The sequence below is a fragment of the Allosphingosinicella vermicomposti genome, from assembly GCF_003012815.1.
Lineage (GTDB): Bacteria > Pseudomonadota > Alphaproteobacteria > Sphingomonadales > Sphingomonadaceae > Allosphingosinicella > Allosphingosinicella vermicomposti.
In genome coordinates this window covers 272,205-298,498 of record NZ_PXYJ01000002.1, presented here as the reverse complement: position 1 = coordinate 298,498, position 26,294 = coordinate 272,205, and the positions used below count along the sequence as shown (strand labels likewise).

Sequence of the window (26,294 nt, the reverse complement as noted above, 5' to 3'; positions counted from 1 at the left end):
GATACCCCTTCGTCCCGACTCGAATGGGAGGGTGCTCTTGAAAATGCGTCAGTTTATCGCAGCCATGTTGCTTGCCAGCGTTTCGATGCCCGCGGCCGCCGCGCCGGACGCTGGAATGATCAACAAGATCGTCGATCAGGCGATGAACCATGGTGAGGTGGTGGAAACCACGGCCTATCTCACTGACCGGATTGGCGGACGGCTCACCAACTCCCCCTCCATGCGCGTTGCCGAGAAGTGGGCGCAGGACAAGTTCAAGGATTACGGCCTGAAGAAGGTCCGGGCCGAAGGTTTTGAATTCGGCCGGGGCTGGTGGATCGAAAGCGCGAACGTGAAGATGGTGGCCCCGCGCCCTGTCACGCTGCGATCCATCCCTGTCGCTTGGACGCCTGCCACCAACGGCGCCATCACCGCGCCCGTTATCGTCGCGCCGATGACGAAGAAGGAGCATTTCGAAGAGTGGCGCGGCAAGCTTGCCGGAAAGATCGTGCTGGTGAGCTATCCGGACGACCCCACGGACGCCACCAGCCCTTTGTTCAAGCGCTACGAAAGCGCGGACCTCGCCAAGATGGACGAATATGAGCAACCGGTTACCGAAAAAGATGCGCTGAAACGGCGCATCGAGCGGCGGGCCTTTCCAAAGGCGCTTGATGCTTTTCTGAAGGCGGAAGGCGCTGTTGCGTGGGCGCGCATGGCCTATCGCAACAATGGCCTCGTCCACGGCACGGGCTATGCTTATGGGGCCGGCGAAACGCCCGCGCTTCCGGCGGTGGAACTGGCGGCGGAGGATTATCGCCGCCTCGCGCGTCTCGCCAAGACCGGTGACGTCACGTTGGAAGTGAATAGCGACGTCCGGTTCGAGGACAGCGACACCAAGGCCTATAACATCATCGCCGAAATTCCCGGCACGGATCCCAAGGCCGGCTATGTGATGGCGGGCGCGCATCTCGACAGTTGGGTCGCAGCCGACGGCGCTGCGGACAATGCGGCGGGAAGCGCGGTGGTGCTGGAGGCGGCGCGCATCCTCCAGACATTGGGCGTGAAGCCCAAGCGAGGCATCCGTTTCGTGCTGTGGTCCGGCGAGGAGCAGGGTCTGCACGGATCGCTCGCCTATATCGACCAGCATCTTGCCAAACGGCCGATGCCGGTGGGCGAGCAGGCCGAAGCGGGGCGTTATGGCGCGCTCTACAATTATCCGGTGACGACGCTGCCGGGCTTCAAGGACATGGTTGCCTATTTCAACATGGACAATGGGGGCGGCAAGCTGCGCGGCGTCTATGCGGAGGGTAATTTCGCGGCCGTGCCGGTGCTGAAGGAATGGCTGTCGCCGCTCGCGAGCCTTGGCGCGACCAATGTCGTCGCGGCGCCGACCACAGGCACGGACCATGTCGGCATGGCGGCGATAGGGCTTCCGGCCTTCCAGTTCATTCAGGATCCGCTGGACTATGGCTCGACTGTTCACCATTCGGATGTCGACACGTTCGATCACCTCCGTCCGCAGGATTTGCGGCAGGCGGCGGCGGTGATGGCGAGCGTGCTGCTTTCGGCTGCGGATAGCGACAAGGCGATCCCGCGCAATGTGCTGCCGCAGCAGCCCAAGCCCACCAATCCATTCGAATATGATCATCCCGACGAGGATTGAGTTCCTTGAGCGTCACCCCGGCGAAAGCCGGGGTCTCGCGACGATAAGGCGCCAATCCTGAAAAAGATTCCGGCTTTCGCCGGAATGACGGGAGAGAAAATGGAATTCGGCTTCGACACATTCCTCCTGCTGATCGCGGCGGCGGGGGCGGCTGGATTTATCGATGCCATAGCGGGCGGGGGCGGTTTGCTGACCGTGCCCGCCTTGCTGACCGCAGGCATTCCGCCCGTAGCTGCCCTGGGTACGAACAAGCTGCAATCGAGCTTTGGCACAGCCTTCGCCTGTTTTCGCTTCTACCGGGCCGGGCTGATCGATGCCCGTGCGAGCCTTGTCCCGATCCTTTTCGTGCTTGTCGGCGCAGCAGGCGGTGCGCTCACCGTACAGGCGGTCGACCCCGCCTTCCTCGCCGCCATTTTGCCGGTGCTGCTCGTGGGGATTGCGGCCTATTTCCTGCTATCACCCAAAATGACGGACGAAGATAAAGTGCGGCGCCTGGGCCCGCTGGGCTTCGGCTTCGCGGCAGGCTGCGTCGGTTTTTACGACGGCTTCTTCGGACCGGGCGCCGGATCATTCTACACCTTATGTTTCGTGACGCTCGCAGGCTTTGGGCTGTTGAAGGCGACGGCGCATACGAAGCTCCTTAATTTCACCAGCAATATCGTGGCGCTCGCTGTGCTGGCGGCGGGTGGCAAGGTGCTGTGGCTGACCGGCCTTTCCATGGCGGCGGCGAACATGGTGGGGGCGCATTTCGGCACGGGCATGGCGATGCGGTTCGGCGCGCGGGTGATCCGGCCACTGCTCGCCGCCATGTCGGTCGCGCTGACCGTGAAGATGGTATCCGATCCCGCCAATCCCATTGCGCAGCTGATCTGGGCGGGATAAGTTTTCGAAAGAAACTAAGTGGGAGGTTGCAATGATCGTCTACGGTTCGTCCATGTCGCCCTTCGTGCGCAAGGTGCTGGCCTTCGCGGCGGAAAAAGGGATCGCACTTGAGGTCAAGCCGATTGGGCTTGGGGCCGACGATCCGGACTTTGTCGCGGCAAGCCCGTTCAAGAAAATGCCGGGCTTTCGCGACCGTGATTTCGCGATTTCGGATTCTTCAGCGATCATCGCTTATCTCGATGCGATCCAGCCGGAGCCGAACCTTATTCCGGCCGAGGCAAAAGCGCGGGCGCGGACGATATGGTATGACGAATTTGCCGATACCTTGCTCGCAGCCTGCGGGGGCAAGATGTTCTTCAACCGCATCGTCGCACCCGTATTCATGAAGCGGGAAGGGGATCTCGCGGTGGCTGATGCTGCGGAATGCAATGAGCTTCCGCCTTTGCTCGATTATCTTGAAGGCGTCATTCCGGACAGCGGCTTCCTGGTCGAAGACCGGCTGACCTTGGCGGACATTGCGGTGGCCAGCCCCTTTGCCAATTTCCGATTGCTCGGCCTGACGCTGGATGCGGCGCGCTGGCCCAAGACGCTCGCCTATGCCGACGCGATCCTCGCAAGGGCGAGCTTCAAGGCGTGGACCGATCGGGAAGCGGCCTTCATGGACAAAATGCGCGGCTGAGCTTCGAAGGCTCCCAAGGAACCTGAAAGGCCGTTGCGGGGTTGCAACGGGACTATCGACGGGAGGCGGGTGTGAATCGAGGCGGAAGGCGAAAAGGCATTTTGGGTACGAGCCGCCGCCATCTGGTTGAGGTTGGCGAAAGCTATTTCGATCATCTCCGTTTCGCCGCAACCGTTGGCCGCTTGATGGTCGCGGGCGGCATTGCCTGTCTGATCCACGCCTTCATCCCCGCGCTTTTCCCGACGACTGCCAGCAAGACGATCCGGGCCCTCCATGCCGTACTCGACGATCGCCGGAACGCGGCTGCACTCGTCGAGCGGGATGTGCCGCCCTTTGGACCATTGTTGCTGCTTTCCTTGAGCGGTGCGGCCTCGCCTTGGGCTGCCGGTGCTGAACCGGTCATGGCGGCAGCGCTTTCGATTTTGGCGCTTGGTTTCCCCGTCGCCTTCCTGATCGCGATGAGTGATCGGGATATGGCTCGCGCAGACTGAGCGGATCTCAGAGTATGGATTTCAGCGCCTTTTCGTTCGCCGACCTGCTGCCCTTCATCGCGATCGGCTTTGCCGCCCAGATGGTGGACGGGGCGCTCGGCATGGCCTTCGGGCTTATCTCGAGCACGCTCCTTGTCAGCATCGGCGTTCCGCCAGCCGTTGCCTCGGCCCGGGTGCACGTGGTGGAATGTTTTACCACCGGCGTATCGGGGATCAGCCATATCCTGCACCGGAACGTCGACTGGAAATTGTTCGGGCGGATCGTCGTCCCCGGCGTTATCGGGGGAGTGCTTGGCGCCTATGTGCTGACCCAGATTCCCGCTGAGACCGCGCGGCCATTCGTGCTCGGCTATCTGGCCATCATCGCCGCCATGCTCTTCTGGCGCGCGATCCGGCATGAGCATAAGGAGAAGAAGCCGAAGATCGTCGAGCCGCTCGGTTTGGTCGGCGGCTTTCTTGACGCAGCGGGCGGCGGCGGCTGGGGGCCGATCGTAACGTCCAACCTGCTGGTCCAGGGTGCATCGCCCCGCAAGGTGGTGGGGACGGTCAACACCGCCGAATTTTTCCTGACTACGACGATTTCGGCGACCTTCATTGCATCGCTCGGGCTCGGGTCGATCGGAGCGGCGACTGTGGGGTTGCTGATCGGCGGCATTCTGGCCGCGCCGCTTGGTGCCTATGTCGCGAAGCTGGTGGCGCCCAAGACGCTGCTGCTGATGGTCAGCGTCGTGCTGATCGGGACGAGCATCTACGGCATCTACAAGGCGCTTTAACCCGCGTCTTAGATGATGTGCTGCGCGACCGGGCTGGGCGCAGCGATGTGCAGGAAGGCGCGGATCGAGTCCACGACGCGGGCGGCAGCGGATTCACGGCTGAGCAGAATATCACTGGCGATATCCAGCGTCACCAGGGAGGCGCCCGGTCGTCCGGTATGTCGAAGAAGATTTCGCATAGCCGCTCGCGCCGCACCGCCTTCTGGCGAGCAGCAAGTAAAAGAAGAGGGCGCGGTCTTGCCCCAGGGGGAAGGGGAGCGCGCCCTCGCGGTGGGCAAGGCGCAATTCGCCGATCAGGGAGATGCAAGGCATCGCGGCGCGGGCATCCGGTGCGGCCAAGACCGGCTCCATCGTCCTTCCAACGTCAGTTTCCACCCTCGCGCATCGATTTCAACGCGCTGTCAAACGCTTCGCACAACGCAGCGCCGGTAGAAAGCGGCTTATCTCGACAGCGTATCAATACCCCACAAGGAGATTAGCGATGCGACGCAACATGCGATTTGGAGCTGGCTGCTGCTGCTGCAACTGACCCTGATCCCGCAGATCATTCTGATCTGATCTCGAGCAGATAATCCAAGAAGGAGAGCCCCCATGTGCAACACCCTGACCCTGCTTGAAACCGGCCCGCTTCCCTCCGGCACGGCACCCGCAATGACGCCGGATGAGGAAGCCTTTGCCCAGCGGCTCGTCGCGATGATCGACGATGCGGGCACGGCTCTGATGCTGTCAATCGGCCACCGCACTGGTCTATTCGAGGCGATGAAGAAGGGGCCCGTGACTAGCGCCGAGCTGGCGGAGCGGGCGCGGCTGCATGAGCGCTATGTGCGCGAATGGCTGGGGGCGCTGACTGCGGCCGGCATCGTAACGATCGATCCGGAAACGCGCCGCTACAGCCTGCCCGAGGCCCATGCCGCCTTGCTGGGCCGCGACGCGGAGAAAGGGAATATGGCGACCATGTTCCAGTTCGTCGCGGTGCTGGGCGGCGTCGAGAGCCGGATTGTCGACTGCTTCCGCACCGGCGGCGGGGTGCCTTATGGCGGGTTCGACCGCTTCCATGAAGTGATGGCCGAAGAGAGCGCCCAGACGGTGATCGCCGGGCTGGAGGAGCATATCCTGCCGCTCGTCCCAGGTATCCAGGAGCGGCTGGAGGCGGGGATCGATGTGGTCGACATCGGCTGCGGGTCGGGGCGGGCGATCAATGTGCTCGCCGCGCGCTACCCGAACAGCCGCTTCACCGGATATGATCTGTGCGAGGATGCGGTCGCGGTCGGGCGGCGGGAGGCCGAACAGAAGGGGCTTGCCAATGCGCGGTTCGAAGCGCGGGACGTTGCGAACCTTGATGGTGAAACGTTCGACCTAGCGCTGACCTTCGACGCGGTTCATGACCAGGCGCAGCCAGCGACGGTGCTGGCCAATATCCGCAGGCTGCTGCGGCCGGGCGGGGTGTATCTGATGCAGGACATCGACGCCGCGACCGATGTGGCCGAGAATGTGGGCAAGCCGCTGACGCCGTTTATCTATGCGATCAGCTGTATGCACTGCATGACCGTTTCCCTGTCGCAGGGCGGTGAGGGGCTGGGCGCGGCCTGGGGCGAGCAATTGGCGCTCAGGATGTTGAACGAGGCCGGTTTTTCGCGGGTCGAAACCCACCGGCTGCCGCACGACATCATGAACATTTATTATGTCTGCCGCCCCTGATTGGTCGCGAATGAATTGACTTGCTCCCGCATTGCATAGACGCCCATCCGATCACTGGTGGGAGGATATGCAATGCGGGGATTTTTGACGGCTTTGGCAAGTGCGGCGCTCGTCGCGGGACCAGCGACCGCGCAGGAGTGGCAACCGCAGCCGGATTTGAGCTGGATAGCCGGATATTGGCTGAACTGCGACGATGATCGCGAAGTGGCCGAAACGTGGGGCGAGCGCGTTGGCGGGATCCAGCTCGGCTATAGCGTCACGACGGGCAAGCAGGCCTTTTCCTGGGAGCAGATGCTGATCGAATCCGAAGGGTTCGAGCCAACCGACCTGGTGTTTCACGCCCAGCCGCGCGGACAGGCGCCGGCATCGTTCCGGCTGCTGAGCGCCAAGGGGCAGGAAGTCGTGTTCGAGAATAAGGACAACGATTTCCCCCAGCGGATCATTTACCGCCGCAATGGCGACACGTTGATTGGGCGGATCGAGGGCATGTCCGAGGGCAAAATGCATCAGCTGGAGTGGCAATATCGTGCGGCAGTGTTCAACAGCCATTGCGTTAAAAAGTAACCTATCTGGAAAATATGGCTTGACATCGTCACGCTCATATGGCACATGAAGTGAACGCTGAAGAATTGTAGCTGAGCAGGACGGAAGGCGCTGATGGGTGCTTCCCGGCTGTTGTTTGAAAAGGGCCGGGCGAGCGCGCCGCGGCCCTTTCTGTTTTGGGAGCGGGCGATGGCGAAGACGGTGAAGGGCGTTGGTGCGCCCGATGCTTTGGCTGGACCTGAGGCGACGACGTGCCGCGAAGCCGGAAACAGCATGGCGGCCCCGGTCACGCAAGGCGGCGAGGCAAGCGCCGCTTCGGCCAAGGTGGGCAAGGCGCGAAAAACGGCGCGCGGGACTCCGGGTAAAGCCGTGTTGCACGGCGGGGCGCGGCCGCGGGTTCAGGTGGAGAAAGCGGGAAGCTGGACGGCGGCGAAGCGGAAGGCCTTCCTCGCCGAGCTTGCCGCGACCTGCAACGTCAAGCGGTCGGCGCGGGCGGCGGGGATGCATGAAAGTGGCGTCTACCAGTTGCGGGCGCGATCGGCGGAGTTTCGCGCACAATGGGCGGCGGCGCTGGATGAGGGCTATGCGAAGCTCGAGCTGATGATGCTCGAGCGGGCGATGAACGGCACGATGAAGAAGGTGACGCGCGCGGGCGGGGTCGTCGACCGCTTTCGCGAATATTCCGACGCGACGGCGCTGCAGCTTTTGAAAGCGCACAAGGATCGCAGGCCGCCGAGCAGCGACATGCCGGAAGAGGATGTCGAGGCGGTGCGCAAGCGCATCCTGAAGAAACTGGAGATCGTTGCGCGGCGCGAGGCGAAGAAGGCATGAGCGCGCCGCAGACGCTGGCGGAGCTGACGCGGGTGCTTGCCCACCGGGAGCCGCATGAGCGCGAGGCCGTGATTGGGCGGGTGCCGCCCCAAGAAGTCCCTCTTTACGACCGAGACTTTCTGAGCTGGGCCCATCCGGGGCAGGAGCCGCCGGAGGGGGATTGGCGAGTGTGGATGATGCTCGCCGGGCGCGGTTTCGGCAAGACGCGGGCGGGGGCGGAGTGGGTGACGTCGCTCGCCACGCGATTGGGGGCGCCGGTGCGCATCGCTCTGGTCGGCGCGACGATTGCCGATGTGCGGCAGGTGATGATCGAGGGGGAGAGCGGGCTGCTGGCCGTGGCGCCGAAGAACCGTCCGCCGAGTTGGGAGCCGAGCATTGGGCAATTGCGCTGGCAGGGCGGGAGCATCGCCTCTGTCTATTCGGGCGAAAATCCGGAGAAATTGCGCGGGCCGGAGCATCATTTCGCCTGGTGCGACGAGCTCGCCAAATGGGCCTATCCGGACGCGACGTGGGACAATTTGCAGATGACGCTGCGGCTGGGCGAAATGCCGCGCGCGCTCATCACCACGACGCCGCGGCCGATCGGCCTGATCCGCAAGCTGGATGGCGCGCCGGGGGTGAAGACGACGCGGGGGCGGACGGTGGATAACGCCAATCTGCCGGGCGCCTTTATCGCGGCGATGACGGAGACTTATGGCGGCACGCGTCTGGGGCGGCAGGAATTGGACGGCGAGTTGATCGAGGATGCGGAAGGCAGCCTTTGGCCGCGCGCGCTGATCGAGCGGTGCCGGGCGCCGGGTGCCTTCGCGGTGGACGAAGGCAATTTCGTGCGAGTGGTGATCGGGGTCGATCCGCCTGCCAGCGCGGGGGGCGATGCGTGCGGGATCGTCGCGGTGGGGCTCGCAAAGGACGGACAAGGTTATGTGCTGGGCGACCATAGTGTGCGGGGTCTGAGCCCCGACGGCTGGGCGCGCGCGGTGGCCGAAGCTGCCGAACTGCACGGCGCCGACCGGGTGATCGCGGAGGCCAATAATGGTGGCCAGATGGTCGAAAGCGTGCTGCGCGCGGTGAAAGCGGGGCTGCCGATCACCCTCGTCCACGCGAGCCGGGGCAAGGTCGCGCGCGCGGAGCCGGTGGCGGCGTTATTCGAGAAGAAACGCGCGTGGTTCGCGGGGGCTTTTCCGGAATTGGAGGATGAGCTGGCGGGACTGACGGCGGGCGGCGGCTATGAAGGGCCGGGCCGGTCGCCGGACCGGGCGGACGCGATGGTTTGGGCGATGACGGAGTTGATGTTGGGGAAGGGTGTGGTGGAGCCGAGGGTGCGGTGGGTCTAAATCTGCTGGACAATAATAAGACAATTAGCTAAACGTCGAATTATGAGCCAGGTATTCAAAGCCCTTTCGGATCCGACGCGGCGCCGCGTTTTGCAGCTTTTGCGGCAGGGCGCGATGAGCGCGGGCGCGATTTGCGAGCATTTCGAGGTTTCCAAGCCCACCATGTCGGCGCACTTCGCGGTCTTGAAGGAAGCGGACCTTGTTCATGCGGAAAAGGCCGGGAAGTCGGTCATCTACCATCTGAAGCTGTCGGTGCTTGAAGAGGCGCTGCTCGGCTTTGCCCATACGTTCGGCCTCGGCACCGACGCGGCCCCAGCCCCAATGGAGACATCGCAATGAAGAAAGAACTCATCACCGGAATGGCGTGGGGTGGCGGGATCGTGCTGCTGGCACTGGCCGCCACCTTCGCCCGGAACCAGGGCTATATCGACCAGGATACGGTTTTGCGGATCGTCATTGGCGTGAACGGCCTCTTGATCATTTATTATGGTAATCGCACGCCTAAAGCGGTGACGGGAAACGCCTGTGCGCAGCGGCTTACAAGGGTTGCGGGCTGGTCCCTGGTGCTGAGCGGCATCGTCTATGCCGGACTGTGGGCCTTCGCCCCGATCCCGGTGGCGGTTGCAGCTGGAACCGTGGCGGTAGCGGCGGGCATGATCGTGACGTTCGGCTATGGACTGAAGCTTCGGAAGGAGATGCGCAGCGAGCGTCAGAACGTGGGGGTTTGACGCATATTGGTCCGCGCCTTGATTGACGAGGATCACCCTCACCCCAACCCTCTCCCGGCGGGAGAGGGGGTATAGGAGATTTTCATGAAATTGTTTGGTCGTAAGGCCGCTCGGGATGCCGGGCGGCCTTTTTTGTTGGGTGCGTCTTTTGGGGAGATTGGGGCCGCGTGGCCCCGGTCTTATGAGGGGCAGGTGCGGGAGGCTGTGCTGGCCAATCCGGTGGCTCAGCGGGCCTTGCGGCTGGTGGCCGAGGGGGTTGGCGGGGCTCCGGTTTTCGGGATCGAGGGGAGTGCTTCGAGACGCCATTTCGACAGGCTCAATGGCTCCTCAGCACGAACGGATGGGGCGGAGCATGTTGGGCGGGGTGATTCCTCAGGACGAACGGATAGCGGGGCGCTGGCGGTTTCTCTCGTCAAGAATGGCGCTTTGCTGGAGACGGTGGCGGCGCATTTGCTGTTGCATGGCAATGCCTTTGTTCAGGTGATCCAGGATGCGGGTGGGGAACCGGTGGAGCTGTTTGCGCTCCGCCCTGAGCGGGTGAGCGTGGAGACGGATGGGGGCGGGTGGCCTTCCGCTTATCTTTACAAGGCGGGGGCGGCGCGGACACGGTTTGCGGCGCGGGACGGGCTGGGGCGGCCCTCCATTCTGCATTTGAAGGCGGTGCATCCGCTGGACGATCATTATGGCCTGGGGTGCTTGGGCGCGGCGGCGGGGGCGGTGGCGATCCACAATGCGGCGACGCGGTGGAACAAGGCTTTGCTCGACAATGCGGCGCGGCCTTCGGGGGCCTTGGTTTACGAACCGGGGGACGGTGCGGCCCTGTCCCGCGACCAATATGGGCGGTTGAAGGCGGAAATGGAGGCGGCGTTTCAGGGCGCGGCCAATGCCGGGCGGCCGATGCTGCTGGAGGGCGGATTGAAGTGGCAGGCGATGAGTTTGACGCCGGCGGACATGGATTTTGTCGGGCTGAAGGCGACAGCGGCGCGGGAGATTGCGCTGGCATTCGGCGTGCCGCCGATGCTGCTCGGGCTGCCGGGGGATGCGACTTACGCCAATTACCGGGAGGCGAACCGGGCGCTTTGGCGGCTCACCTTGCTGCCGATGCTGGACAAGATTCTGGGTGGGATTTCGGCGGGGCTTTCGAGCTGGTGGCCGGGCGTGAAGCTGGAGGTCGACCTCGATCTCGTCACGGCGCTGGCGGAGGATCGCGAGCGGCTTTGGGCGCAGGTGAGTGCTGCGGAGTTCCTGACGGCGGACGAGAAGAGGGAGATGCTGGGGTTTTCGCCCATTCGTCATGCTGAACTTGGTTCAGCATCTATCTCTCCGGCAGCCGGATAAGTGGAAGCATGGACCCTGAAACAAGTTCAGGGTGACTAAGGGGGTTTTCGCCGGGGTGACGACTATCAGGCAAGGAGAATAAAGGTGAGCGAGGGGCAGGGGGTCATGCTCGCGCGGCTGATGGCGCAGGCGGAGGGGAAGGGCGTGGAGCTGGTGACGCTGCGCGCGCTCGTCGAGGAGGCGAGCCAGGCGGGGGCGGAGCGGGCGCTGGGCGCGATCGGGCTGAACGAGCCCGGCGCGCGGCGGGACATGGATGAGTTGCGTGAGCTTTTGCAGGCGTGGCGGGATGCGAAACGGTCCGCGCGGGCGGCCTTTGTGGGCTGGGTGGTGCGGATCGGGTTGGCGCTGCTGGTGGTCGGCATGGCGGTGAAGATGGGAGTGAAGGATTTGATCCTTCCTTAGGACCGATCACCATCCAGCTGATGCCGGGCTGCAAATGGCGTTTTCCTGCGCTTCCGGTGCTCACGTACTGAAGTACGCTGCGCTCCAGTTCTCGAACAACACCATTTTCGCTCTGGCCTGAGCTGAATGGCGATCGGTCCTGAAAACGCTTCTCGACTTCGCTCGAAGCGAACGGGTGGGAGGTTTTGATGAGATTTGCGGGTTATGCCGCCGTGTTCGACCGGGTCGATCGCGGGGGGGATGTCGTGCGGGCGGGGGCCTTTGCGCGGGCGCTGAAAGACGGGGGCGGGGTGCCCTTGCTGTGGCAGCATCAGGCGGGGCGGCCGATCGGGCGGATCGAGATGCTGGCGGAAGACAGGCGCGGGCTGCGGGTGATCGGGCGGGTGCTGGATGGCGAGGCGGCGCGGCTGCTTGGCGCGGGCGCGGTGCGGGGGCTTTCCTTTGGCTATCGGGTGCGGGCGGGCCGTCCTTCGACAGGCTCAGGACTAGCGGGGAGGGAGCTCACCGACCTTGATCTTGTCGAGGTGAGTTTGGTGACTTTCCCGATGCAGCCCCAGGCGCGGGTGCATGCGGTGGAGGGGTGAAGACCTCTTCGCAATTTCGAAAATGGCGGTGTTCATGGACCCCGGATCAAGTCCGGGGTGACGGTTTGGTGCGTGAGGAGAATGTGCATGTTGGAAGTGAAAGCGGGTGCGTTGGAGGCTTCGTTCGAGGCGATCGAGGGCCGGGATGAGGATGTGGCGGCGCTTCGTGATGAAGTGGCGGCGTTGAGGGGCAGGCTCGACGCGGCGGCTGTGGCGGGGGCGCGGGCGCCTTTGTCGGGCGTGAAAAGCGCGGCCTTTGGCGATTATCTGCGCAAGGGCGCCGAGAGCGGGCTTGAGGTGAAGGCGGTGTCGGGCGCCACCGATGCGGCGGGCGGCTATGCGGTGCCTGAGGAAGTCGATGCGGTGATCGAGAAGACGCTGAGCGCGATTTCGCCGATCCGCGCGATCGCCAATGTCGTGAAGGTGGGTTCGGCCGGCTATCGCAAGCTCGTGACGACGGGCGGCACGCCTTCGGGCTGGGTTTCGGACAGCGCGGCGCGTCCGGAGACGGACACGCCGGATTTTGCCGAAGTGGCGCCGCCCTTTGGCGAGCTTTACGCCAATCCGGCGGCGAGCCAGGCGATGCTCGACGATGCGGCGTTCGATGTCGAGGCGTGGCTGGGGCAGGAGATTGCCACGGAATTTGCGCGGGCCGAGGGGGCGGCGTTCGTGTCGGGTTCGGGGACGAACAGGCCGCGCGGGTTTCTGGCTTCGCCCAACTCGGCGCAGGCTGATGGGGTGCGGCCGTTTGGCACGCTGCAATTTGTCGCAACGGGCGCGGCGGGTGCGTTTCCGGGGAGCAATCCGCAGGACAAGCTCATCGACCTCGTCCAATCCTTGCGGGCGCCTTATCGCCAGGGTGCGGTGTTCGTGATGAATTCGGCGACCGCGGCGCGGATCCGCAAGTTCAAGACGAGCGATGGCGCGTTCCTGTGGCAGCCGGGGCTTGTGGCGGGGCAGCCGGATACGCTGCTTGGCTATCCGGTGATTGAGGCCGAGGACATGCCGGATGTGGCGGCGGATAGCCTTTCGATCGCGTTCGGCAATTTCAAGGCGGGGTATTTGATTGCAGAGCGGAGCGAGACGCAGATTTTGCGGGATCCGTTCACGAATAAGCCGTTCGTGCATTTCTATGCAACGAAGCGGGTTGGCGGGGCTGTGGTGAATAGCGAGGCGATCAAGTTGCTGAAGTTCTCGGCCTGATGAATCGAGGGGGGCCGCGCTTGGGCGCGGTTACCCCTCACCCAGCTTCGACTAGGCGGCAGAGCCGCCAAGTCTGCGCAACCCTCTCCCACAAGGGGAGAGGGGATTTCTTGGGGCGGGGCTTTATGGGACAGGTGATTGAGGGTGGGGCGCTGGAGGCGGCTCTGGCGGCGGTGAAGGCTTATGTGCGGGTTGAGGGCACAGGCGAGGATGCGGTGCTTGGCGCAATGACGGCGAGTGCGGTGGAAATGTGCGAGGCATTTATCGGACAGTGGCTGGTGGCGCGCGACGGCAGTGAGGCTGTGGAGCGCGGCGTGCGGTGGCAGCGGCTGAAAGCGCGGCCGGTGGTGGCGATTATGGGTGTCGAGCCGCTCGTGATGGGGGCGTTTGAGATCGACATCGATGCCGACGGATGCGGCTGGGTGCGGCTTCTCGAAGAGACGGCTGAAGTGCCGCGAGCCTTGTTCCGCGCGGGAATGGCGGCGGAGTGGGGCGGACTGCCCGAGGCGTTGCGGCATGGGATCGTGCGGTTGGCCGCGCATCTTTATGCGGCGCGCGACGGCGCAGGAAATGGCGCGCCGCCGGCGGTGGTAACGGCGCTGTGGCGGCCATACCGACATATCTTGTTCGGGCGGGCAAGCTGATGCTGGCCGGGTTGGAGCAGCGCGTGCGGGCGCTGGGCGACGCGAGGATCGCCGCGGCTGCCGAACGGGTGGCGGGGCAGATCCGCGCGGCACTGCCGGGCGACGTGACGGTGGATGCGGTGGAGGGCGGTATCCTGCTTTCAGGACGGGCGCTGCAACGGCGCTTCGTGCTGGACGATCGGTTCAAATGGTTGATGGCGGAGATCGGGCGATGACGGCGGTGTTGACGGAAGCGGTCATCGCCGCGCTGGAAAAGCTGGATATTCCGGGCGGCGTCCATGACGCGGCGCCGGAGCGGGCGGCCTATCCCCATGCGTTCGTGGATATTGGACCCGTGAGCGACTGGGGAAATAAGAGCGGCGCGGGCCGGGAGGCGAGGATCGCGGTGACGATCGCCGACAAGGGGCGGAGCGCGGCGAGATTGCACGGGCTGATGAACGAGGCGGAAGGCGCGGTGTCGGCGGTTGGCGCGGTGTCTGGGTGGTCGCTCGTGAGCCTGCGCTTCTTGCGGAGCCGTGTGGCGCGGGACCGGGACGGACGCTGGGCCGGTGTGATTGAATTTCGGGCGCGGATGCTGGCCGCGTAAGTTGTGCCGCTGGGCTCCTGCTTTCGCAGGAGCACATTGGGCGGGCTTAGTTTGGCTGCGTGCCGGATTCCCTGAAGCCGCGATAATCTTCCATCGCGACGGCGAGATAATCTTCGATCTGCAAGTTTGCGCCTTCTTCGGCGTCGGCGCGCTTAAAGCCGCGTGCCAGGTCCGAATTGATGAGCGCGGTGCGAAGCGCCGCTTCCTCCGTCGCGCAGGCGGGCTTGACCGCCGCGTCGAAGGCTTCGGGCTCGTCCTTCTTGGCGAGATGATCGCGTGTCACCTTGGTCAGGCATTGGGCAAAGGCCTTGCGGGCCGGAATGACAGGATCGGCTTGTGCGGCGGCGAGAGCCAGGACCGCGCTGAACGTGAAAGAAAACATGGCGAATTCCATCGCTGTTTTGACTGTAAGGAGAATGACTCATGCCAGCGGAAAAGGGAAGCGCGTTCCTGCTGAAAATCGGCAATGGCGGCGCCCCGCCCCAGTTCAGCACAGTTGCCGGAATGCGCGCGACACAAATGTCGGTGAGCGGTGAGGCGGTGAACATCACGAGCAAGGATAGCGGCGGGTGGCGCGAGCTATTGTCGGGCGCGGGGACGCGATCGGTGGCAGTGTCGGCGAGCGGGATTTTTACCGGATCGGCCGCCGAGACGCGACTGCGCGGCCATGCGCTGTCGGGCACGATCGACGATTATGAACTGAGCTTTGAAAGCGGGGAAAGGATGCGGGGGCGCTTCCTGGTCACGCGGCTCGATTATTCGGGCGATTATAATGGCGAGCGCAACTATGCGCTGAGCCTGGAAAGCTCCGGCGCGGTGACGTCTTTATGAGCGGGGCGAAAAAGGCGGCCGGGACGGGTGGGGACCGCGCCCGGCCTGCATCGGGGATGGGGGATACGATCCCGATAACGGCCCGGGGCGAAGCGGCTTTAATCGTGCGGGGGCAGAGGGTGCTGATCCGACCCACTTTCGCGGCTTTGGTGGCGGCGGAAGAGGAGCTGGGGGCGCTGTTTCCGCTGGCCGAACGGGCGGCGGCGGGCGGGCTTGGCATCGGCGAGATGGCTGGGTTGATCTGGCATTGCGTGGAGGCGCGGGACGGATTGAGCCGCGAGGATGTTGGCGCGGCGGTCGTCGAGATGGGGATTGCGAAAGCGGTGCCGGTGCTGCGGACGGTGCTTGTGCAGATTTTGCAGGGGCGGTGAGCTCCCTCTCCCCTTGGGAGAGGGCAGGGGTGAGGGCGAGCAATGGTTGAGGATATTTTGCGATCACCCTCACCCTCACCCTCACCCAACCCTCTCCCGGGGGGAGAGGGCTTTGCTGGCGCGGCGGCGCGGCTGGCGGGGATGGCGGGGGCGGTGCTGGGCTGGCGGGCGGACGAGTTTTGGAGCGCGACCCCTGCCGAGCTGGCCGCTGTGATCGGATTTCTGGCGCCTGAAAGCGAGGCAGTTGGGCGCGGGGAGCTGGAGCGCTTGATGGCGCTTTATCCGGACGGGGCGGTGTTCAGAGATCCCGGACTTGATCCGGGATGACGACAGGGGGTTTCGGGGCATGGATGAGGAAATCGAACGGCTGCTCGTCAGTGTGCGGGCGGATACGGGGGCGTTTGCGCGCGATGTTGCCGAGATGCGCGGGCAGCTGGATGGACCTTTGGCGGCCGGCGCGGACAAAGCGGGGCGGGCACTGGAGACGGCGCTGACCCGGGCGGTGATGACGGGGAAGATGGGCTTTGACGATCTGAAGCGGGTCGCCTTGTCCGCGATGGCGGAGATTGCCGGGTCGGCGATACGCGGCGGGATCGGGGCGATTCTGGCCGGCGGGAGCGGTGGCGGGCAGGGGTTGCTGGCTTCGGCGGGGCAATTGCTGGCCGGTGCCTTGGGCGCGCCGGGGCGGGCGACGGGCGGGCCGGTGGCGCCCGGGCGGGCCTATATGGTCGGCGAGCGTGGGCCGGAATTGTTCGTGCCGACGACGAGCGGGCGGGTTGAGGCTGGCTTGCCGGGTAGTGGTCGCGATGTGCGGCTGTCGATCACGATTAACGCGGGCGGCGGGAATGAGCCGCAGGCGCTGGCGCAATCGAGCCGGCAGGTCGCGCGGGCTGTGCGGCGGGCGCTGATGCAATTGGACGATTGAATAGCCCCTCCCTTTCAAGGGAGGGGTTGGGGTGGGTGATGTCGTAAGGCTGCGTGGGTGGAGAGATTCACCCACCCCTCGATCCCCTCCCTTGAAAGGGAGGGGAGGAAGTCATGGGGCATTGGCTGGCTTCAGGTGAGAGCGCGCGGCCTTCGGGCGTGATGAAGCGCTTCGATGCGCGGTTTTGGACGGTGAATTTTCCGCGGCCGATGATGGCGGGGGTGACGACGATCGGGCCCAATGCGCTTCGGGTCGATGCGGTTTTCTATAAGGCGAACGATCTCGCCGGGCTGATCTGGGACGCGGAGGATGTGCATGATCATGCACTGCTTCGCTACGAAACGAGCCGGGATTTTCGAGCCTGCGCGCTGAAGTTCCGGTGGCGGAGCGGGGGCTTAAGGCGGCTCGACGAGACGTTCGGGCCGACGATGACGATCGAGGGGCGGGATGCGGGCGGGGCGCCGCGCACCTGGTATGTGCGGCTATGGAATTATGCGGTGGGCGCGCCGGACAATGCGGTGGTGACGATCGATTTTTCCAAGCTGAAGGGCGGATATAGCCCGACGGGTGGGACCGATCCGGTGTTTGCCGGGGACATCGACCGGCTGTTCATATCGCTCGCGCCGCCGGGTTATACGCAGGCTGATGGGCCGCTTGGCGCTCCGCAGGAGGGCTGGGCGGAGATGAGCGAGATATCGTGCGACGGCGCGGGATCGGTGCTTGGCGTTGGCGAGACTTTGGTGCCCGAGCATGATCTGCGGATCGCGACCGGATATGACGATTGCTATCATCTGACGCCGGAGAGGGTGCTAAGGAATGCCCTGCATCTTGGGTACCGGAAGGTCATCAATCACTATGTCGGCATGAGCCATTATTTCCGGCTCGAGGCGAATAGCGGGGGTTTCTACATCAGCCTCTCGGGAGGGGTGCTGAATGCGCCTTGCACGGCCTGGCATCGGGATTTCGCGGAGCGGGCCAAGCGGCTGGGTTATGAGATCATCCTGTCGCTATCCTATGAATTATTCGACCAGCATGTTTGGAACGATTGGAAGCAAAGGACGGAGCAGGGCGCGCCGGCGCTGACCGGCTGGGCGCCGCCGTCCACCCTCCTTTCGCCCGCGCATGACGGAGCGATGTACTATCTCCGGGTGGTGGCTTTGGCCTTTGTCGCGATCGCCAAGGCGGCGGGGCAGAGGGTGCGGTTTCAGGTTGGCGAGCCTTGGTGGTGGGTCACGGCGGAGGGGAAGCCTTGCCTTTATGACGCGGCCGCTTGGGCGGCGTTCGGGTCGGAGATCGTGTCTATTCCCGATGTGAAGGCGCCGCTGAACGCCGCGCAGAAACGGATGCTCGATAGGGCTGGCGAGATGCTGGCGGCGTCGACGGCGGCACTGGCTGGGATCGTGAAATGGGATGCGCCGGACGCGGAGACATCGATCCTCGTCTACCTGCCGACGGTACTGGACCGGAAGGCGCCGGAATTGAAGCGGGCCAATGTGCCGGTGGGGTGGGCCTCTCCCGCCTTCGATGTGTTGCAGCTGGAAGATTATGATTGGGTGACGGCGGGGAATGAGGGGGCGACTTCGCTTGGCTTTGCCGAAATGCGGCAGAGGCTCGGCTATCCGATCGAGAGGCAGCATTATTTTTCGGGCTTCGTTTTGCGGCCCGAAGAGAAAGCGCAGTGGCGGCATATCGCGAAGGCGGCGCTTGGGGCGCGGCGGCGGGGGTTTGAGGACGTTTTCGTCTGGGCGCTGCCGCAGGTGATGCGGGACGGATTTACCTATTTCGAAGAGGAGGAGGCTGTGGAGGCTTTCGAGGACGTGCGCTTTCCGGTCGCGATCGGAAAAGAGGCGAGCGTGGAGCCTGCCTTTTCGACGCAGGTGGTGACAACAGCCGGGGGAGTCGAGCATCGCACGAGCGACTGGGCGGATGCGCGGTTGCGCTTCGATGCGGGGCCGGGGGTGAGGGGCGAGGCGGAGCTTGGGGAGCTGATCGCATTTTTCCGGGCGCGGCGCGGGGCAGCGGTAGCGTTCCGGTTCGAGGATCCGTTCGATCATAGTTCGAACGGGATGACCGGTGTGCCGGGGGCTTTGGATCAGCGGCTGGGTATCGGGGATGGGGTTCGGACCTCGTTTCCGCTGGTGAAGCTTTATGACGGGCAGGAGCGGCGGGTGACGCGGCCTGTCACTGGGTCTGTGCGGGTGTCGGTGAACGGCGCGGAGCGGGTCAGCGGGTGGACGCTTGGGGCCCTTGGCGTGGTGCAGTTTGGCGAGGCGCCAGCGGCGGGGGCGGAGGTTCGGGCCGGGTTCCGCTTCGATGTGCCGGTGCGTTTTGCGGAGGACCGGTTGAGTGTGAACCGGGCGACTTTTGCTGCCGGAGAGGTGGCGAGTGTGCCGCTGATCGAGGTGCGGGAAGGGTAGTTGAGCCCTTGTACGTCATGCCGGCGGAAGCCGGCATCTCGTGACGAAAAGGCGCGTCTTCCGGGCTGAGACCCCGGCTTTCGCCGAGGTGACGCGGGTCTGTTTGCGGGGATTTATGACTGCATTTCTAAATGAGCCGGTCGGCACGATCGCCTTCTGCTGGCGGATCGAGCGGGCGGATGGCGTGTGCCTGGGCTTTACGACGCATGATCGCGATCTAGAGATTGGCCATCTTACCTATCGCGCGGCGCCGGGGATGCTGCCCTCGGCGATTACCATGACGGACGGGTTTGATGCGGCGCGGCTGGAAATTGGCGGGGCCTTGTCCAGTGCGGCGATTACCGAGCGGGACTTGCAGGCGGGCCGCTGGGACGGCGCGGCGGTGCGCATTTTCATGACGGATTGGGCCGATCCGGGTGCCGAACAGCTGGTGCTGGCGCGGGGCGAGATTGGCGATGTCAGCATGGAAGGCATGGCTTTTTCCGCCGAATTGCGGGGCATGACGGCGGCGTTGGAGCGGCCGGTTTCGGAGCAGACGTCACCGGAATGCCGGGCTTCGCTGGGGGATCGGCGCTGCCGGGTGGATCTGGCGGGGCGGACGCGGGTGACGCATGTGATGGCGTTTGACGAGGATGTGCTGACGGTGGCCGATGCGGCGGCGGGCAATGCTTCTGGCTATGGGCGGCTGCGCTGGATCGGCGGGGCGAATAGCGGGCTGCAAAGCCGCATTGCCTCGTCGGCGGGGACGCGGCTGACTTTGGCGGAGCCGCCGCCCTTTCTGCCGGAGGCTGGCGATCGGGTCGAGATTGTCGAGGGGTGCGACCGCAGCTTTGCGACGTGCCGGACGCGTTTTGGCAATGCGGTGAACTTCCGGGGCGAGCCGCATCTGCCGGGCATGGATCTTCTGACCCGCTATCCGGGAACCTGACATGACGAAAATGGGAGACGCCATCGCCGCGCGGGCGCGGGCGATGGTTGGCGTGCGCTTCCGGCCGCAGGGGCGGAGCGCGGCGGAAGGGCTCGATTGCATCGGGCTCGTCGCGGTCGCGGCGCGGGTGAAGAATGTGCGGCGTGACTATGCCTTGCGGGGCGGGACGGTCGCGGAGCTTTGTGAGGGGCTGCGAGCAGCGAATATGCGGGCGGTGAAGACGGCGGAGCGTGGGGACGTGCTGGTGCTGAAGGCGGGGGCCGAGCAACTGCACCTCGCCATCGTGACGGATGACGGCTTTGTTCATGCCGATGCGGGGGCGAGGATGGTGGTGGAGCGGCCGGGCGCGCCGGACTGGCCGGTGGTGAGTATCTGGCGGAAGAGGGCGCGGGGCTGATGGCGACTTTAGTGTTCACGGCGGTCGGCACCGCGATTGGCGGGCCGATCGGCGGCATGATCGGCGCGATGGTCGGCCAGCAGGTCGATGGCGCGCTGTTTGCTCCAAAGGCGCGGCAGGGACCGCGGCTCGGCGATTTGGCGGTGCAGACGTCATCCTATGGCTCGCATATCCCCAAGATTTTCGGGACCGTGCGCGCTGCGGGAACGGTAATCTGGGCGACGGATTTGAAGGAAAGCCGCAGCACGAGCGGGGGTGGCAAGGGGAAGCCGAAAGTCACAAGCTACAGCTATTCGGCTTCGTTCGCGGTGGCGATTTCGGGCCGGCGGATCGCGGATGTGCGAAGGATTTGGGCGGACGGAAAATTGCTGCGCGGGGCGGCGGGCGACTTCAAGAGCCGGACGAAATACCGGTTGTATCGCGGGACTGAAGAGCAGGCGCCCGATCCGATGATCGCATCGCGAGAGGGGATCGGATCGACGTCCGCGTTTCGCGGCATCGCTTATGCGGTGTTCGAGGATTTTCAGCTTGCCGATTACGGCAATCGCATTCCGTCGCTCACGTTCGAGATCGTCGCGGACGATGGCGCGGTGAATGTTGCCGCCATGGCGTCTGAATTGAGCGGCGGCGTCATGACGGCGGGAAGCGCGCCTTCGATCGGCGGTTATGCGGCGAGCGGGGACAGTATTGCGGGGGCGATCGAGCCACTGATCGACGCGATGCCACTGTCCCTGCAGGAAGGCGCCGACGGTGACCTTCGTATCGGTAGCCTGGGAGAGGCAATGGTCGAGCTTGCGGCCTCCGACACTGGCGTGTGGGGACCGGGAGATGCGGGAGGGCGCGCCGAGTTCAGCCGCAAGGCGCCGGGGCTGACACCCGCCGATATCACCATCGCTTATCACGATCCGGCGCGCGACTATCAGACGGGCTTGCAGCGCGCCGTGCGGGGCGAGGCGAATGGGCGCGCGGAGCGGCGGGCCATGCCCGCGACCTTGTCCGCGGGCATGGCCAAGGGCTTTGCGGAATATCGGCTGAAAACGGCCTGGTCGCGGCGGGAAGCAGGCAAGGCTCATATTGGCTGGCGTGAGGTGGAACTGACGCCGGGCCGGCTTGTCACGCTGGAGGGGCGGCCTGGCCTTTGGCGTGTCGGGCGGACCACGTTCGACCGGATGGTGGTGACCGCCGACCTGCTGCGCGTCCCGGGCGGGGCGCCCCAGATCATCGACGCGACGCCTGGTCGCGCGACGGGCGAAGAAGACGCTGCGCACGGTGGAACCATGCTGGTCGTGGCGGATCTGCCACTGGGCGATGATGCCCAGCGGACCAAGCCGCTATTGTTTGTGGCAGCAGCAGGCCGGGCGGCGGGATGGCGGCAAGCCGAGCTGATCCTGAGCTACGATGGCGGGACGAGTTGGGAAGCGGTGGGCATTACTGCCGGGCCAGCGGCGATGGGCATATTGGAGCAGCCGCTCCCCGCCGCCGGATCAGCTATGCTCGACCTTATAAACACGATCGAGGTGGCATTGCCGCATGATGGCATGTGGCTGGAAAGCTGCGACGACGATGCCTTGGCAGCGGGGCGCAATCTGGCCCTGGTTGGTCAGGAACTGATCCAATTCGGTGCTGCCGAACCTTTGGGCGGCGGGCATTTCCGCTTGTCCCGGCTTTTGCGCGGGCGGCGCGGGACGGAATGGGCGGCCGGGACGGCGGGCGCGGGGGCGCCATTCGTTCTCCTTGAAACAGACAGCCTTTCAGTCATCGAACCGCCCATCGCCATGATCGGGGCCAATGCACGGATCGTTGGGCAAGGTATTGGTGACGCGGCCGAGGGGGTGGCAGCGGAGTGCGTGGTGAGTGGCGAGGCGATCCGGCCCCCTGCGCCGGTCCATCTCCGCGCGATCCCCACAGCAACGGGCCTCGAATTGAAGTGGGTGCGGCGGAGCCGGTCGGGCTGGGCATGGCTCGACGGAGGCGATACGCCGATGGGCGAGGAAGGTGAGCGCTACGAGGTGCGGTTGTCGGGCGCTGGCTTCGAGCGGCGCGTGGAAACGACGGAACCGGCCTTCCTCTATGGGCCGGCCGCTCGGGCGGCGGACGGTCATCCCGCATCCATAAGCGTCGAGATCGTTCAGATCGGAACGCTAGTACGCTCACGCCCCGCCACTGCGACCTTCTCACTTTAAGAGGATTGACGATGACCGATACGAGCGCGCGGCACGACCTGCCCTTTCTTATCCCAGGGCAGGCACAGAAGGAGTTTTTCCATAATGAAGCGCTGGCGCGGATCGACATGATCCTGTGCGCCGCCGTTGAAAATGCCGGCGTGGCGGTGCCGCCAACGGATCCCGCTCCCGGGCAGGCGTGGATCGTTACGAGCGGAGCCGCTGGCGCGTTTGAGGGCCGCGCTAACCAGATTGCATGCTGGACGGAGAGTGGATGGCGCTTTGCGCAAGTAGTGGCCGGCATGCAGGTATGGAACAAGGCGGATGGCTATTTCATGATCTGGGCAGGGGCTGGCTGGGACGCAGGGGTTGTCCATGGATCGTCTGTAAATATCGAAGGAAAACAAATAATTGGCGAGCGCCTCCCAGCGATCGCAGCGCCTGCGGGAGGCAGCGTGGTCGATGCCGAAGCGCGCGCCGCCATCGCCGCGCTCACTGCGGCTCTAAAGACACATGGTCTGACCGATTGAAATTTTTTGGACCGGACATGAAACCTAAGCCATTAACCCACGTTTGAGGGGTCGTCTGTCTAAGGGCTGCCCATGTCGTGAGGTGGGATGCGGCTTTTTGGCAACAGTTTGCGAGGTCATGCGTGCTTGCACGAAAACCGCGCATCCTTTAGTTGGCTCTCGTCGTTCTTTACTTGGAACGCAGAAGAAAGGGGAACATTTATGCGGAAGCTCGCCATCATTATGGCGTTGTCGTCCACGGCCATTGCGGCCCCGGCCGCCGCGCGCGACGGTGCGTGGTATGTCGGTGTCGAAGGCGGCGCGATGATCGTCGAAGACATCGACGTCGATCTGGTCGACGACACCGAAGACGCTTTCACCATCGATAGCAACACGGGTTACGACCTGGGCGCCACCATCGGTTACGACCTCGGTGGGTTCCGGATCGAAGCCGAAGCCGCTTACAAGAAGGCGGATATCGATTCCATCGTAACCACCATTCCGCTCGACGGCGAAACCGGCGAAATCAGCCCGGTTGGCGGTAGCACGCGCGCTCTGAGCTTCATGGTTAATGCCATGGCCGATTTCGGCGATGACGAAACCAGCGGCTTCATCGGCGGCGGTGTCGGTATCGCTCGCGTCAAGGCGAACAATGTTCAGTTCTATTCGAACGTAGATCCGCTGCTCGACGATTCCGATACCGGTTTCGCCTGGCAAGTCATTGCCGGCGTTCGCCAGGCAGTGTCCGACAATATCGACGTGACGCTGAAGTATCGTTTCTTCAACGTTCCGAACGTCGATCTCGTGGCAGCTGATGGCACGGAACTCGAATTCCGTCATCGTTCGCACAGCCTGCTTGGTGGCGTGAGCTTCAACTTCGGTGGTGCGGAGCCGGCTCCGCCGCCCCCGCCGCCGCCTCCTCCCCCGCCGCCTCCTCCCCCGCCGCCCCCGCCGCCGCCTCCGCCGCCGCCGGTGCAGCAGGGTCCGTTCATCGTGTTCTTCGATTGGGACAAGGATGAGATCACGCCGCAGGCTGCCGCGATCCTCGACAACGCCGCTGCCGCTTGGCAGCAGACGGGTCAGGCTCAGGTCATGCTCGCCGGTAACGCGGACAAGTCCGGTTCGGACAGCTACAACGTTGGTCTGTCGCAGCGTCGCGCCAACAACGTGCGTTCGTACCTCGCCGGTCGCGGCATTCCGGACGGCCAGATGACGACTGAAGCTTACGGCGAAAGCCGTCCGCTGGTCGACACTGCCGACGGCGTGCGCGAACCGCAGAACCGCAACGTGCAGATCACCTTCGGTCCGGGTTCGGGCATGTAAGGTGGCCTCCCGAACCTTCGGGTTCGGGGTTGCTGAAAAGGGAGCCGGTCCTTCGGGGCCGGCTCTTTTTTTGTGCCCGCTGGCTGAGAGAGGGCGGCTAGGCTGGTCTTAAAAGGAATGAGATTGCCAGAAGCAGGAGCCGCCGTGGCGGCGGGTAGCTGGCAATGACGCCGATCCACTCAGCTGTGACTTCAGGTAACGCGGTCATGGTTGAAATGGTTTTGGCTTAATCGCTGGCGCCAGCCCTTGGACTTATCGCAGGACCACCCACCCGGCCGGATCGGCTTCGACACGTTAAGCCCTGGCGGTTTTAGGTCGTCGCAGCAGTCGCCTGGACGTTGCTGCGCGGCGCGGCCGATTTTCTGCGCTCTACGGCCTCGACGCCTTGCTCATTCTATTGACCAGCTTTCGACGCGTGGGCCTGATCAACGCTTGGAATCGCGGTGGAGAAGCGCGCTCTATCGATTGAAAGGCCTTGGTGGGCGGCATCTTGGAAAGGGGGCGGCTGATGCGATGTGGTTGACCAACGCGATGAATGCAGTGCCGCCGTTGGCTTGATCTCAGGTACAAGCGTTCGAGCGCAGCTATCTGGCCGATCGGACTTGCTGAAAGGCGTTCAATCCACAAGTGGCGCCCGCGGCGGCGAAGACTACGGCGGTTTTGATATCCTGTCTCCCTTCGCCCGGTTCAACGCGCGGGAGTGGCGTTCGCTGCTGGGCGGCGGCGTTTTGGGCTTGTAGCGGCAGAGGTCCGCAACCACGCAGCGCCAGCATTCGGGCGTGCGCGCCTTGCACACATAACGGCCGTGCAGGATGAGGAGGTGGTGCGCGTCCTTGCGATAGGGCCCCGGCGTCACCTTATCGAGTTGCAATTCCACCGCCAGCGGCGTCTTGCCGGGCGCGAGGCCGGTGCGGTTCCCGACGCGGAAGATATGCGTGTCGACCGCGAACGTCTCTTCGCCGAACGCTGTATTCAGCACGACATTGGCGGTCTTCCGGCCGACGCCGGGCAGGGCCTCCAGCGCATCGCGGGTCGCGGGGACTTCGCCGCCATGCTGATCGATCAGGATCTGGCTGAGGGCTATGACGTTTTTCGCTTTGGTCCTGAACAGGCCGATCGTCTTGATCGCGTCCCTAAGCCTGTCCTCGCCTAGCGCGACCATTGCCTCAGGCGTCTGAACTTCCTCGAACAATGGCCGCGTCGCAATGTTGACGCCAGCATCCGTCGCTTGGGCGGACAGAACCACAGCGACGAGCAATGTATAGGTGTTCACATATTCAAGCTCGGTCGTGGGATCAGGGGTCCGTTCCGCGAGCCGGGCGTAAAAGGTATCAACATCCGCCTTCTTCATGCAAGGCCCAGCACGTCATCCATAGTGTAGCGACCGGCAGGCTTGCCCGCGAGCCATATGGCGGCCTTCACCGCACCCTGCGCAAAGATGACGCGGCTTTCGGCGCGGTGGCCAAGCTCGATCCGCTCGCCTTCCCCGGCAAACACGACTTGATGGTCGCCCGCCACCGATCCGCCGCGCATCACCGCAAAGCCGATATGCCCCTCCGTCCGCGGCCCGGTCATGCCGTCGCGGTTGCGGTCGCTGACGTCGTCGAGCGAAACATGGCGTCCCTCCGCCACCGCACGGCCCAACAGCAGCCCGGTGCCGGAGGGCGCGTCGGCCTTGTGCCGGTGGTGCATTTCGACGATCTCAATATCCCATTCCGGGCCGAGCCGTACCGCCGTCTCGCGGACAAGGTGGGCAAGGATGTTGACGCCGAGCGACATGTTGGCGGCCTGCAGGACAGCGACGGACTTGGCCGCCGCATCGATCGCGGCCTGATGATCGGCGGTGAGGCCTGTCGTGCCGATGACGATGGGCGTCCTTGCCGCCACTGCCGCATCGAGATGCGCGGTGAGGCCGGCAGGCGCGGAGAAATCGATCAAGACATCGGCGCCTGCGCTGACCACGGCAACAGCCTCGTCGCCCTCCGCCACATTGGCGATCGCCGTCCCCATGCGCCCGCTCGCGCCGAATATCGTGATCTTTACCGTCATCCTTGTCCTCCGCACCGGCTTCAT

At 64.4% G+C, this 26,294-nt stretch carries 33 protein-coding genes; 28 read left to right on the top strand and 5 right to left on the bottom strand.

Features of this window, described 5'->3' with window-relative positions; translation table 11 throughout:
• The first annotated feature begins 43 nt into the window (after window positions 1-43).
• The 5 genes from C7I56_RS07340 to C7I56_RS07320 all read left to right on the top strand — a co-directional run bounded on the left by C7I56_RS07340 (window position 44) and on the right by C7I56_RS07320 (window position 4,467).
• The gene (locus C7I56_RS07340) at window positions 44-1,642 is read left to right on the top strand and encodes a M20/M25/M40 family metallo-hydrolase (protein ID WP_106639916.1); all 1,599 of its coding nucleotides are present in this window, start codon (window positions 44-46) and stop codon (window positions 1,640-1,642) included.
• Window positions 1,643-1,741: 99 nt separating this feature from the next.
• Window positions 1,742-2,524 carry a TSUP family transporter gene (locus C7I56_RS07335; RefSeq protein ID WP_106639914.1) on the top strand — a complete coding sequence of 261 codons (783 nt, stop codon included), beginning with the start codon at window positions 1,742-1,744 and terminating at the stop codon, window positions 2,522-2,524.
• 31 nt (window positions 2,525-2,555) lie between these two features.
• Entirely contained in the window at window positions 2,556-3,203 is a 648-nt protein-coding gene (locus C7I56_RS07330; RefSeq protein ID WP_106639912.1) for a glutathione S-transferase family protein, read from the top strand.
• Between the two features lie 101 nt (window positions 3,204-3,304).
• A complete protein-coding gene (locus C7I56_RS12470) occupies window positions 3,305-3,694 on the top strand; it encodes a DUF6356 family protein (protein WP_199792356.1) in 390 nt (129 codons plus the stop codon).
• Between the two features lie 14 nt (window positions 3,695-3,708).
• Window positions 3,709-4,467 carry a sulfite exporter TauE/SafE family protein gene (locus tag C7I56_RS07320; protein ID WP_106639910.1) on the top strand — a complete coding sequence of 253 codons (759 nt, stop codon included), beginning with the start codon at window positions 3,709-3,711 and terminating at the stop codon, window positions 4,465-4,467.
• A gap of 8 nt (window positions 4,468-4,475) precedes the next feature.
• Here C7I56_RS07320 and C7I56_RS12730 read toward each other — a convergent pair whose 3' ends face one another.
• Together C7I56_RS12730 and C7I56_RS12330 are read right to left on the bottom strand one after the other, a co-directional pair.
• Complete coding sequence (locus tag C7I56_RS12730) at window positions 4,476-4,601, bottom strand: hypothetical protein (RefSeq protein ID WP_280951957.1); 126 nt, start codon at window positions 4,599-4,601, stop codon at window positions 4,476-4,478.
• Window positions 4,579-4,806, bottom strand: coding sequence for a hypothetical protein (locus tag C7I56_RS12330; RefSeq protein ID WP_158703043.1), 228 nt, complete (start codon window positions 4,804-4,806; stop codon window positions 4,579-4,581). The genes C7I56_RS12730 and C7I56_RS12330 overlap by 23 nt, the downstream gene beginning before the upstream one ends.
• Before the next feature lie 252 nt (window positions 4,807-5,058).
• On the opposite strand from C7I56_RS12330, the gene C7I56_RS07315 reads away from it, so the two are divergent.
• The 13 genes from C7I56_RS07315 (at window position 5,059) to gp17 (ending at window position 14,358) form a co-directional block, all read left to right on the top strand.
• Window positions 5,059-6,165 (top strand): class I SAM-dependent methyltransferase, encoded by a 1,107-nt coding sequence (locus tag C7I56_RS07315; protein ID WP_199792355.1) that lies wholly within the window; start codon window positions 5,059-5,061, stop codon window positions 6,163-6,165.
• Between the two features lie 72 nt (window positions 6,166-6,237).
• On the top strand, window positions 6,238-6,729 hold the full coding sequence (locus C7I56_RS07310) for a DUF6265 family protein (protein ID WP_106639908.1): 492 nt from the start codon (window positions 6,238-6,240) through the stop codon (window positions 6,727-6,729).
• 93 nt (window positions 6,730-6,822) lie between these two features.
• Window positions 6,823-7,539, top strand: a complete 717-nt coding sequence (locus tag C7I56_RS07305; RefSeq protein ID WP_106639907.1) for a hypothetical protein — start codon at window positions 6,823-6,825, stop codon at window positions 7,537-7,539.
• Complete coding sequence (locus tag C7I56_RS07300; RefSeq protein WP_106639905.1) at window positions 7,536-8,873, top strand: DNA-packaging protein; 1,338 nt, start codon at window positions 7,536-7,538, stop codon at window positions 8,871-8,873. The genes C7I56_RS07305 and C7I56_RS07300 overlap by 4 nt, the downstream gene beginning before the upstream one ends.
• A gap of 42 nt (window positions 8,874-8,915) precedes the next feature.
• Window positions 8,916-9,212 (top strand): autorepressor SdpR family transcription factor, encoded by a 297-nt coding sequence (locus tag C7I56_RS07295; RefSeq protein ID WP_106639903.1) that lies wholly within the window; start codon window positions 8,916-8,918, stop codon window positions 9,210-9,212.
• On the top strand, window positions 9,209-9,601 hold the full coding sequence (locus tag C7I56_RS07290; RefSeq protein WP_199792354.1) for an ammonium transporter: 393 nt from the start codon (window positions 9,209-9,211) through the stop codon (window positions 9,599-9,601). The genes C7I56_RS07295 and C7I56_RS07290 overlap by 4 nt, the downstream gene beginning before the upstream one ends.
• 84 nt (window positions 9,602-9,685) lie before the next feature.
• On the top strand, window positions 9,686-10,939 hold the full coding sequence (locus C7I56_RS07285; RefSeq protein ID WP_106639901.1) for a phage portal protein: 1,254 nt from the start codon (window positions 9,686-9,688) through the stop codon (window positions 10,937-10,939).
• A gap of 105 nt (window positions 10,940-11,044) precedes the next feature.
• Complete coding sequence (locus tag C7I56_RS07280) at window positions 11,045-11,341, top strand: DUF6127 family protein (RefSeq protein ID WP_106640194.1); 297 nt, start codon at window positions 11,045-11,047, stop codon at window positions 11,339-11,341.
• A gap of 188 nt (window positions 11,342-11,529) precedes the next feature.
• Window positions 11,530-11,925 (top strand): HK97 family phage prohead protease, encoded by a 396-nt coding sequence (locus C7I56_RS07275; protein WP_106639899.1) that lies wholly within the window; start codon window positions 11,530-11,532, stop codon window positions 11,923-11,925.
• Window positions 11,926-12,006: 81 nt separating this feature from the next.
• Window positions 12,007-13,128 (top strand): phage major capsid protein, encoded by a 1,122-nt coding sequence (locus C7I56_RS07270; protein ID WP_425352378.1) that lies wholly within the window; start codon window positions 12,007-12,009, stop codon window positions 13,126-13,128.
• A gap of 125 nt (window positions 13,129-13,253) precedes the next feature.
• Window positions 13,254-13,772, top strand: coding sequence for a head-tail connector protein (locus C7I56_RS07265; protein WP_106639897.1), 519 nt, complete (start codon window positions 13,254-13,256; stop codon window positions 13,770-13,772).
• Entirely contained in the window at window positions 13,772-13,987 is a 216-nt protein-coding gene (locus tag C7I56_RS07260; RefSeq protein WP_106639896.1) for a hypothetical protein, read from the top strand. The genes C7I56_RS07265 and C7I56_RS07260 overlap by 1 nt, the downstream gene beginning before the upstream one ends.
• A complete protein-coding gene (gp17, locus tag C7I56_RS07255; RefSeq protein WP_158703042.1) occupies window positions 13,984-14,358 on the top strand; it encodes a tail completion protein gp17 in 375 nt (124 codons plus the stop codon). The genes C7I56_RS07260 and gp17 overlap by 4 nt, the downstream gene beginning before the upstream one ends.
• Window positions 14,359-14,404: 46 nt before the next feature.
• Here the strand turns inward: gp17 and C7I56_RS07250 are convergent, their stop codons facing one another.
• On the bottom strand, window positions 14,405-14,740 hold the full coding sequence (locus tag C7I56_RS07250) for a hypothetical protein (RefSeq protein ID WP_158703041.1): 336 nt from the start codon (window positions 14,738-14,740) through the stop codon (window positions 14,405-14,407).
• 41 nt (window positions 14,741-14,781) lie between these two features.
• Between C7I56_RS07250 and C7I56_RS07245 the strand changes: the two genes are divergently transcribed.
• The 10 genes from C7I56_RS07245 (at window position 14,782) to C7I56_RS07200 (ending at window position 24,221) form a co-directional block, all read left to right on the top strand.
• Window positions 14,782-15,189, top strand: coding sequence for a phage major tail protein, TP901-1 family (locus C7I56_RS07245; protein ID WP_106639893.1), 408 nt, complete (start codon window positions 14,782-14,784; stop codon window positions 15,187-15,189).
• Complete coding sequence (locus C7I56_RS07240) at window positions 15,186-15,560, top strand: gene transfer agent family protein (RefSeq protein WP_342587703.1); 375 nt, start codon at window positions 15,186-15,188, stop codon at window positions 15,558-15,560. The genes C7I56_RS07245 and C7I56_RS07240 overlap by 4 nt, the downstream gene beginning before the upstream one ends.
• A gap of 42 nt (window positions 15,561-15,602) precedes the next feature.
• Entirely contained in the window at window positions 15,603-15,887 is a 285-nt protein-coding gene (locus tag C7I56_RS07235) for a phage tail assembly chaperone (protein WP_106639892.1), read from the top strand.
• A 19-nt stretch (window positions 15,888-15,906) separates the two neighbouring features.
• Window positions 15,907-16,485 carry a tail tape measure protein gene (locus C7I56_RS07230; RefSeq protein ID WP_106639891.1) on the top strand — a complete coding sequence of 193 codons (579 nt, stop codon included), beginning with the start codon at window positions 15,907-15,909 and terminating at the stop codon, window positions 16,483-16,485.
• Between the two features lie 113 nt (window positions 16,486-16,598).
• Window positions 16,599-18,902, top strand: coding sequence for a DUF2460 domain-containing protein (locus tag C7I56_RS07225; protein ID WP_106639890.1), 2,304 nt, complete (start codon window positions 16,599-16,601; stop codon window positions 18,900-18,902).
• A 115-nt stretch (window positions 18,903-19,017) separates the two neighbouring features.
• A complete protein-coding gene (locus C7I56_RS07220) occupies window positions 19,018-19,830 on the top strand; it encodes a DUF2163 domain-containing protein (RefSeq protein WP_106639889.1) in 813 nt (270 codons plus the stop codon).
• A 1-nt stretch (window position 19,831) separates the two neighbouring features.
• Window positions 19,832-20,227, top strand: coding sequence for an NlpC/P60 family protein (locus C7I56_RS07215; RefSeq protein ID WP_106639888.1), 396 nt, complete (start codon window positions 19,832-19,834; stop codon window positions 20,225-20,227).
• On the top strand, window positions 20,227-22,410 hold the full coding sequence (locus C7I56_RS07210) for a phage tail protein (protein ID WP_106639887.1): 2,184 nt from the start codon (window positions 20,227-20,229) through the stop codon (window positions 22,408-22,410). Before C7I56_RS07215 ends, C7I56_RS07210 begins: the two co-directional genes overlap by 1 nt.
• A gap of 11 nt (window positions 22,411-22,421) precedes the next feature.
• On the top strand, window positions 22,422-22,919 hold the full coding sequence (locus C7I56_RS07205; RefSeq protein ID WP_199792353.1) for a DUF2793 domain-containing protein: 498 nt from the start codon (window positions 22,422-22,424) through the stop codon (window positions 22,917-22,919).
• 201 nt (window positions 22,920-23,120) lie between these two features.
• Entirely contained in the window at window positions 23,121-24,221 is a 1,101-nt protein-coding gene (locus C7I56_RS07200; protein WP_106639885.1) for an OmpA family protein, read from the top strand.
• Between the two features lie 649 nt (window positions 24,222-24,870).
• On the opposite strand, the gene nth is transcribed toward C7I56_RS07200, so the two are convergent.
• Window positions 24,871-25,572 (bottom strand): endonuclease III, encoded by a 702-nt coding sequence (nth, locus tag C7I56_RS07195; RefSeq protein ID WP_106639884.1) that lies wholly within the window; start codon window positions 25,570-25,572, stop codon window positions 24,871-24,873.
• Window positions 25,569-26,270, bottom strand: a complete 702-nt coding sequence (dapB, locus tag C7I56_RS07190) for a 4-hydroxy-tetrahydrodipicolinate reductase (protein ID WP_106639883.1) — start codon at window positions 26,268-26,270, stop codon at window positions 25,569-25,571. Before dapB ends, nth begins: the two co-directional genes overlap by 4 nt.
• Window positions 26,271-26,294 lie beyond the last annotated feature (24 nt).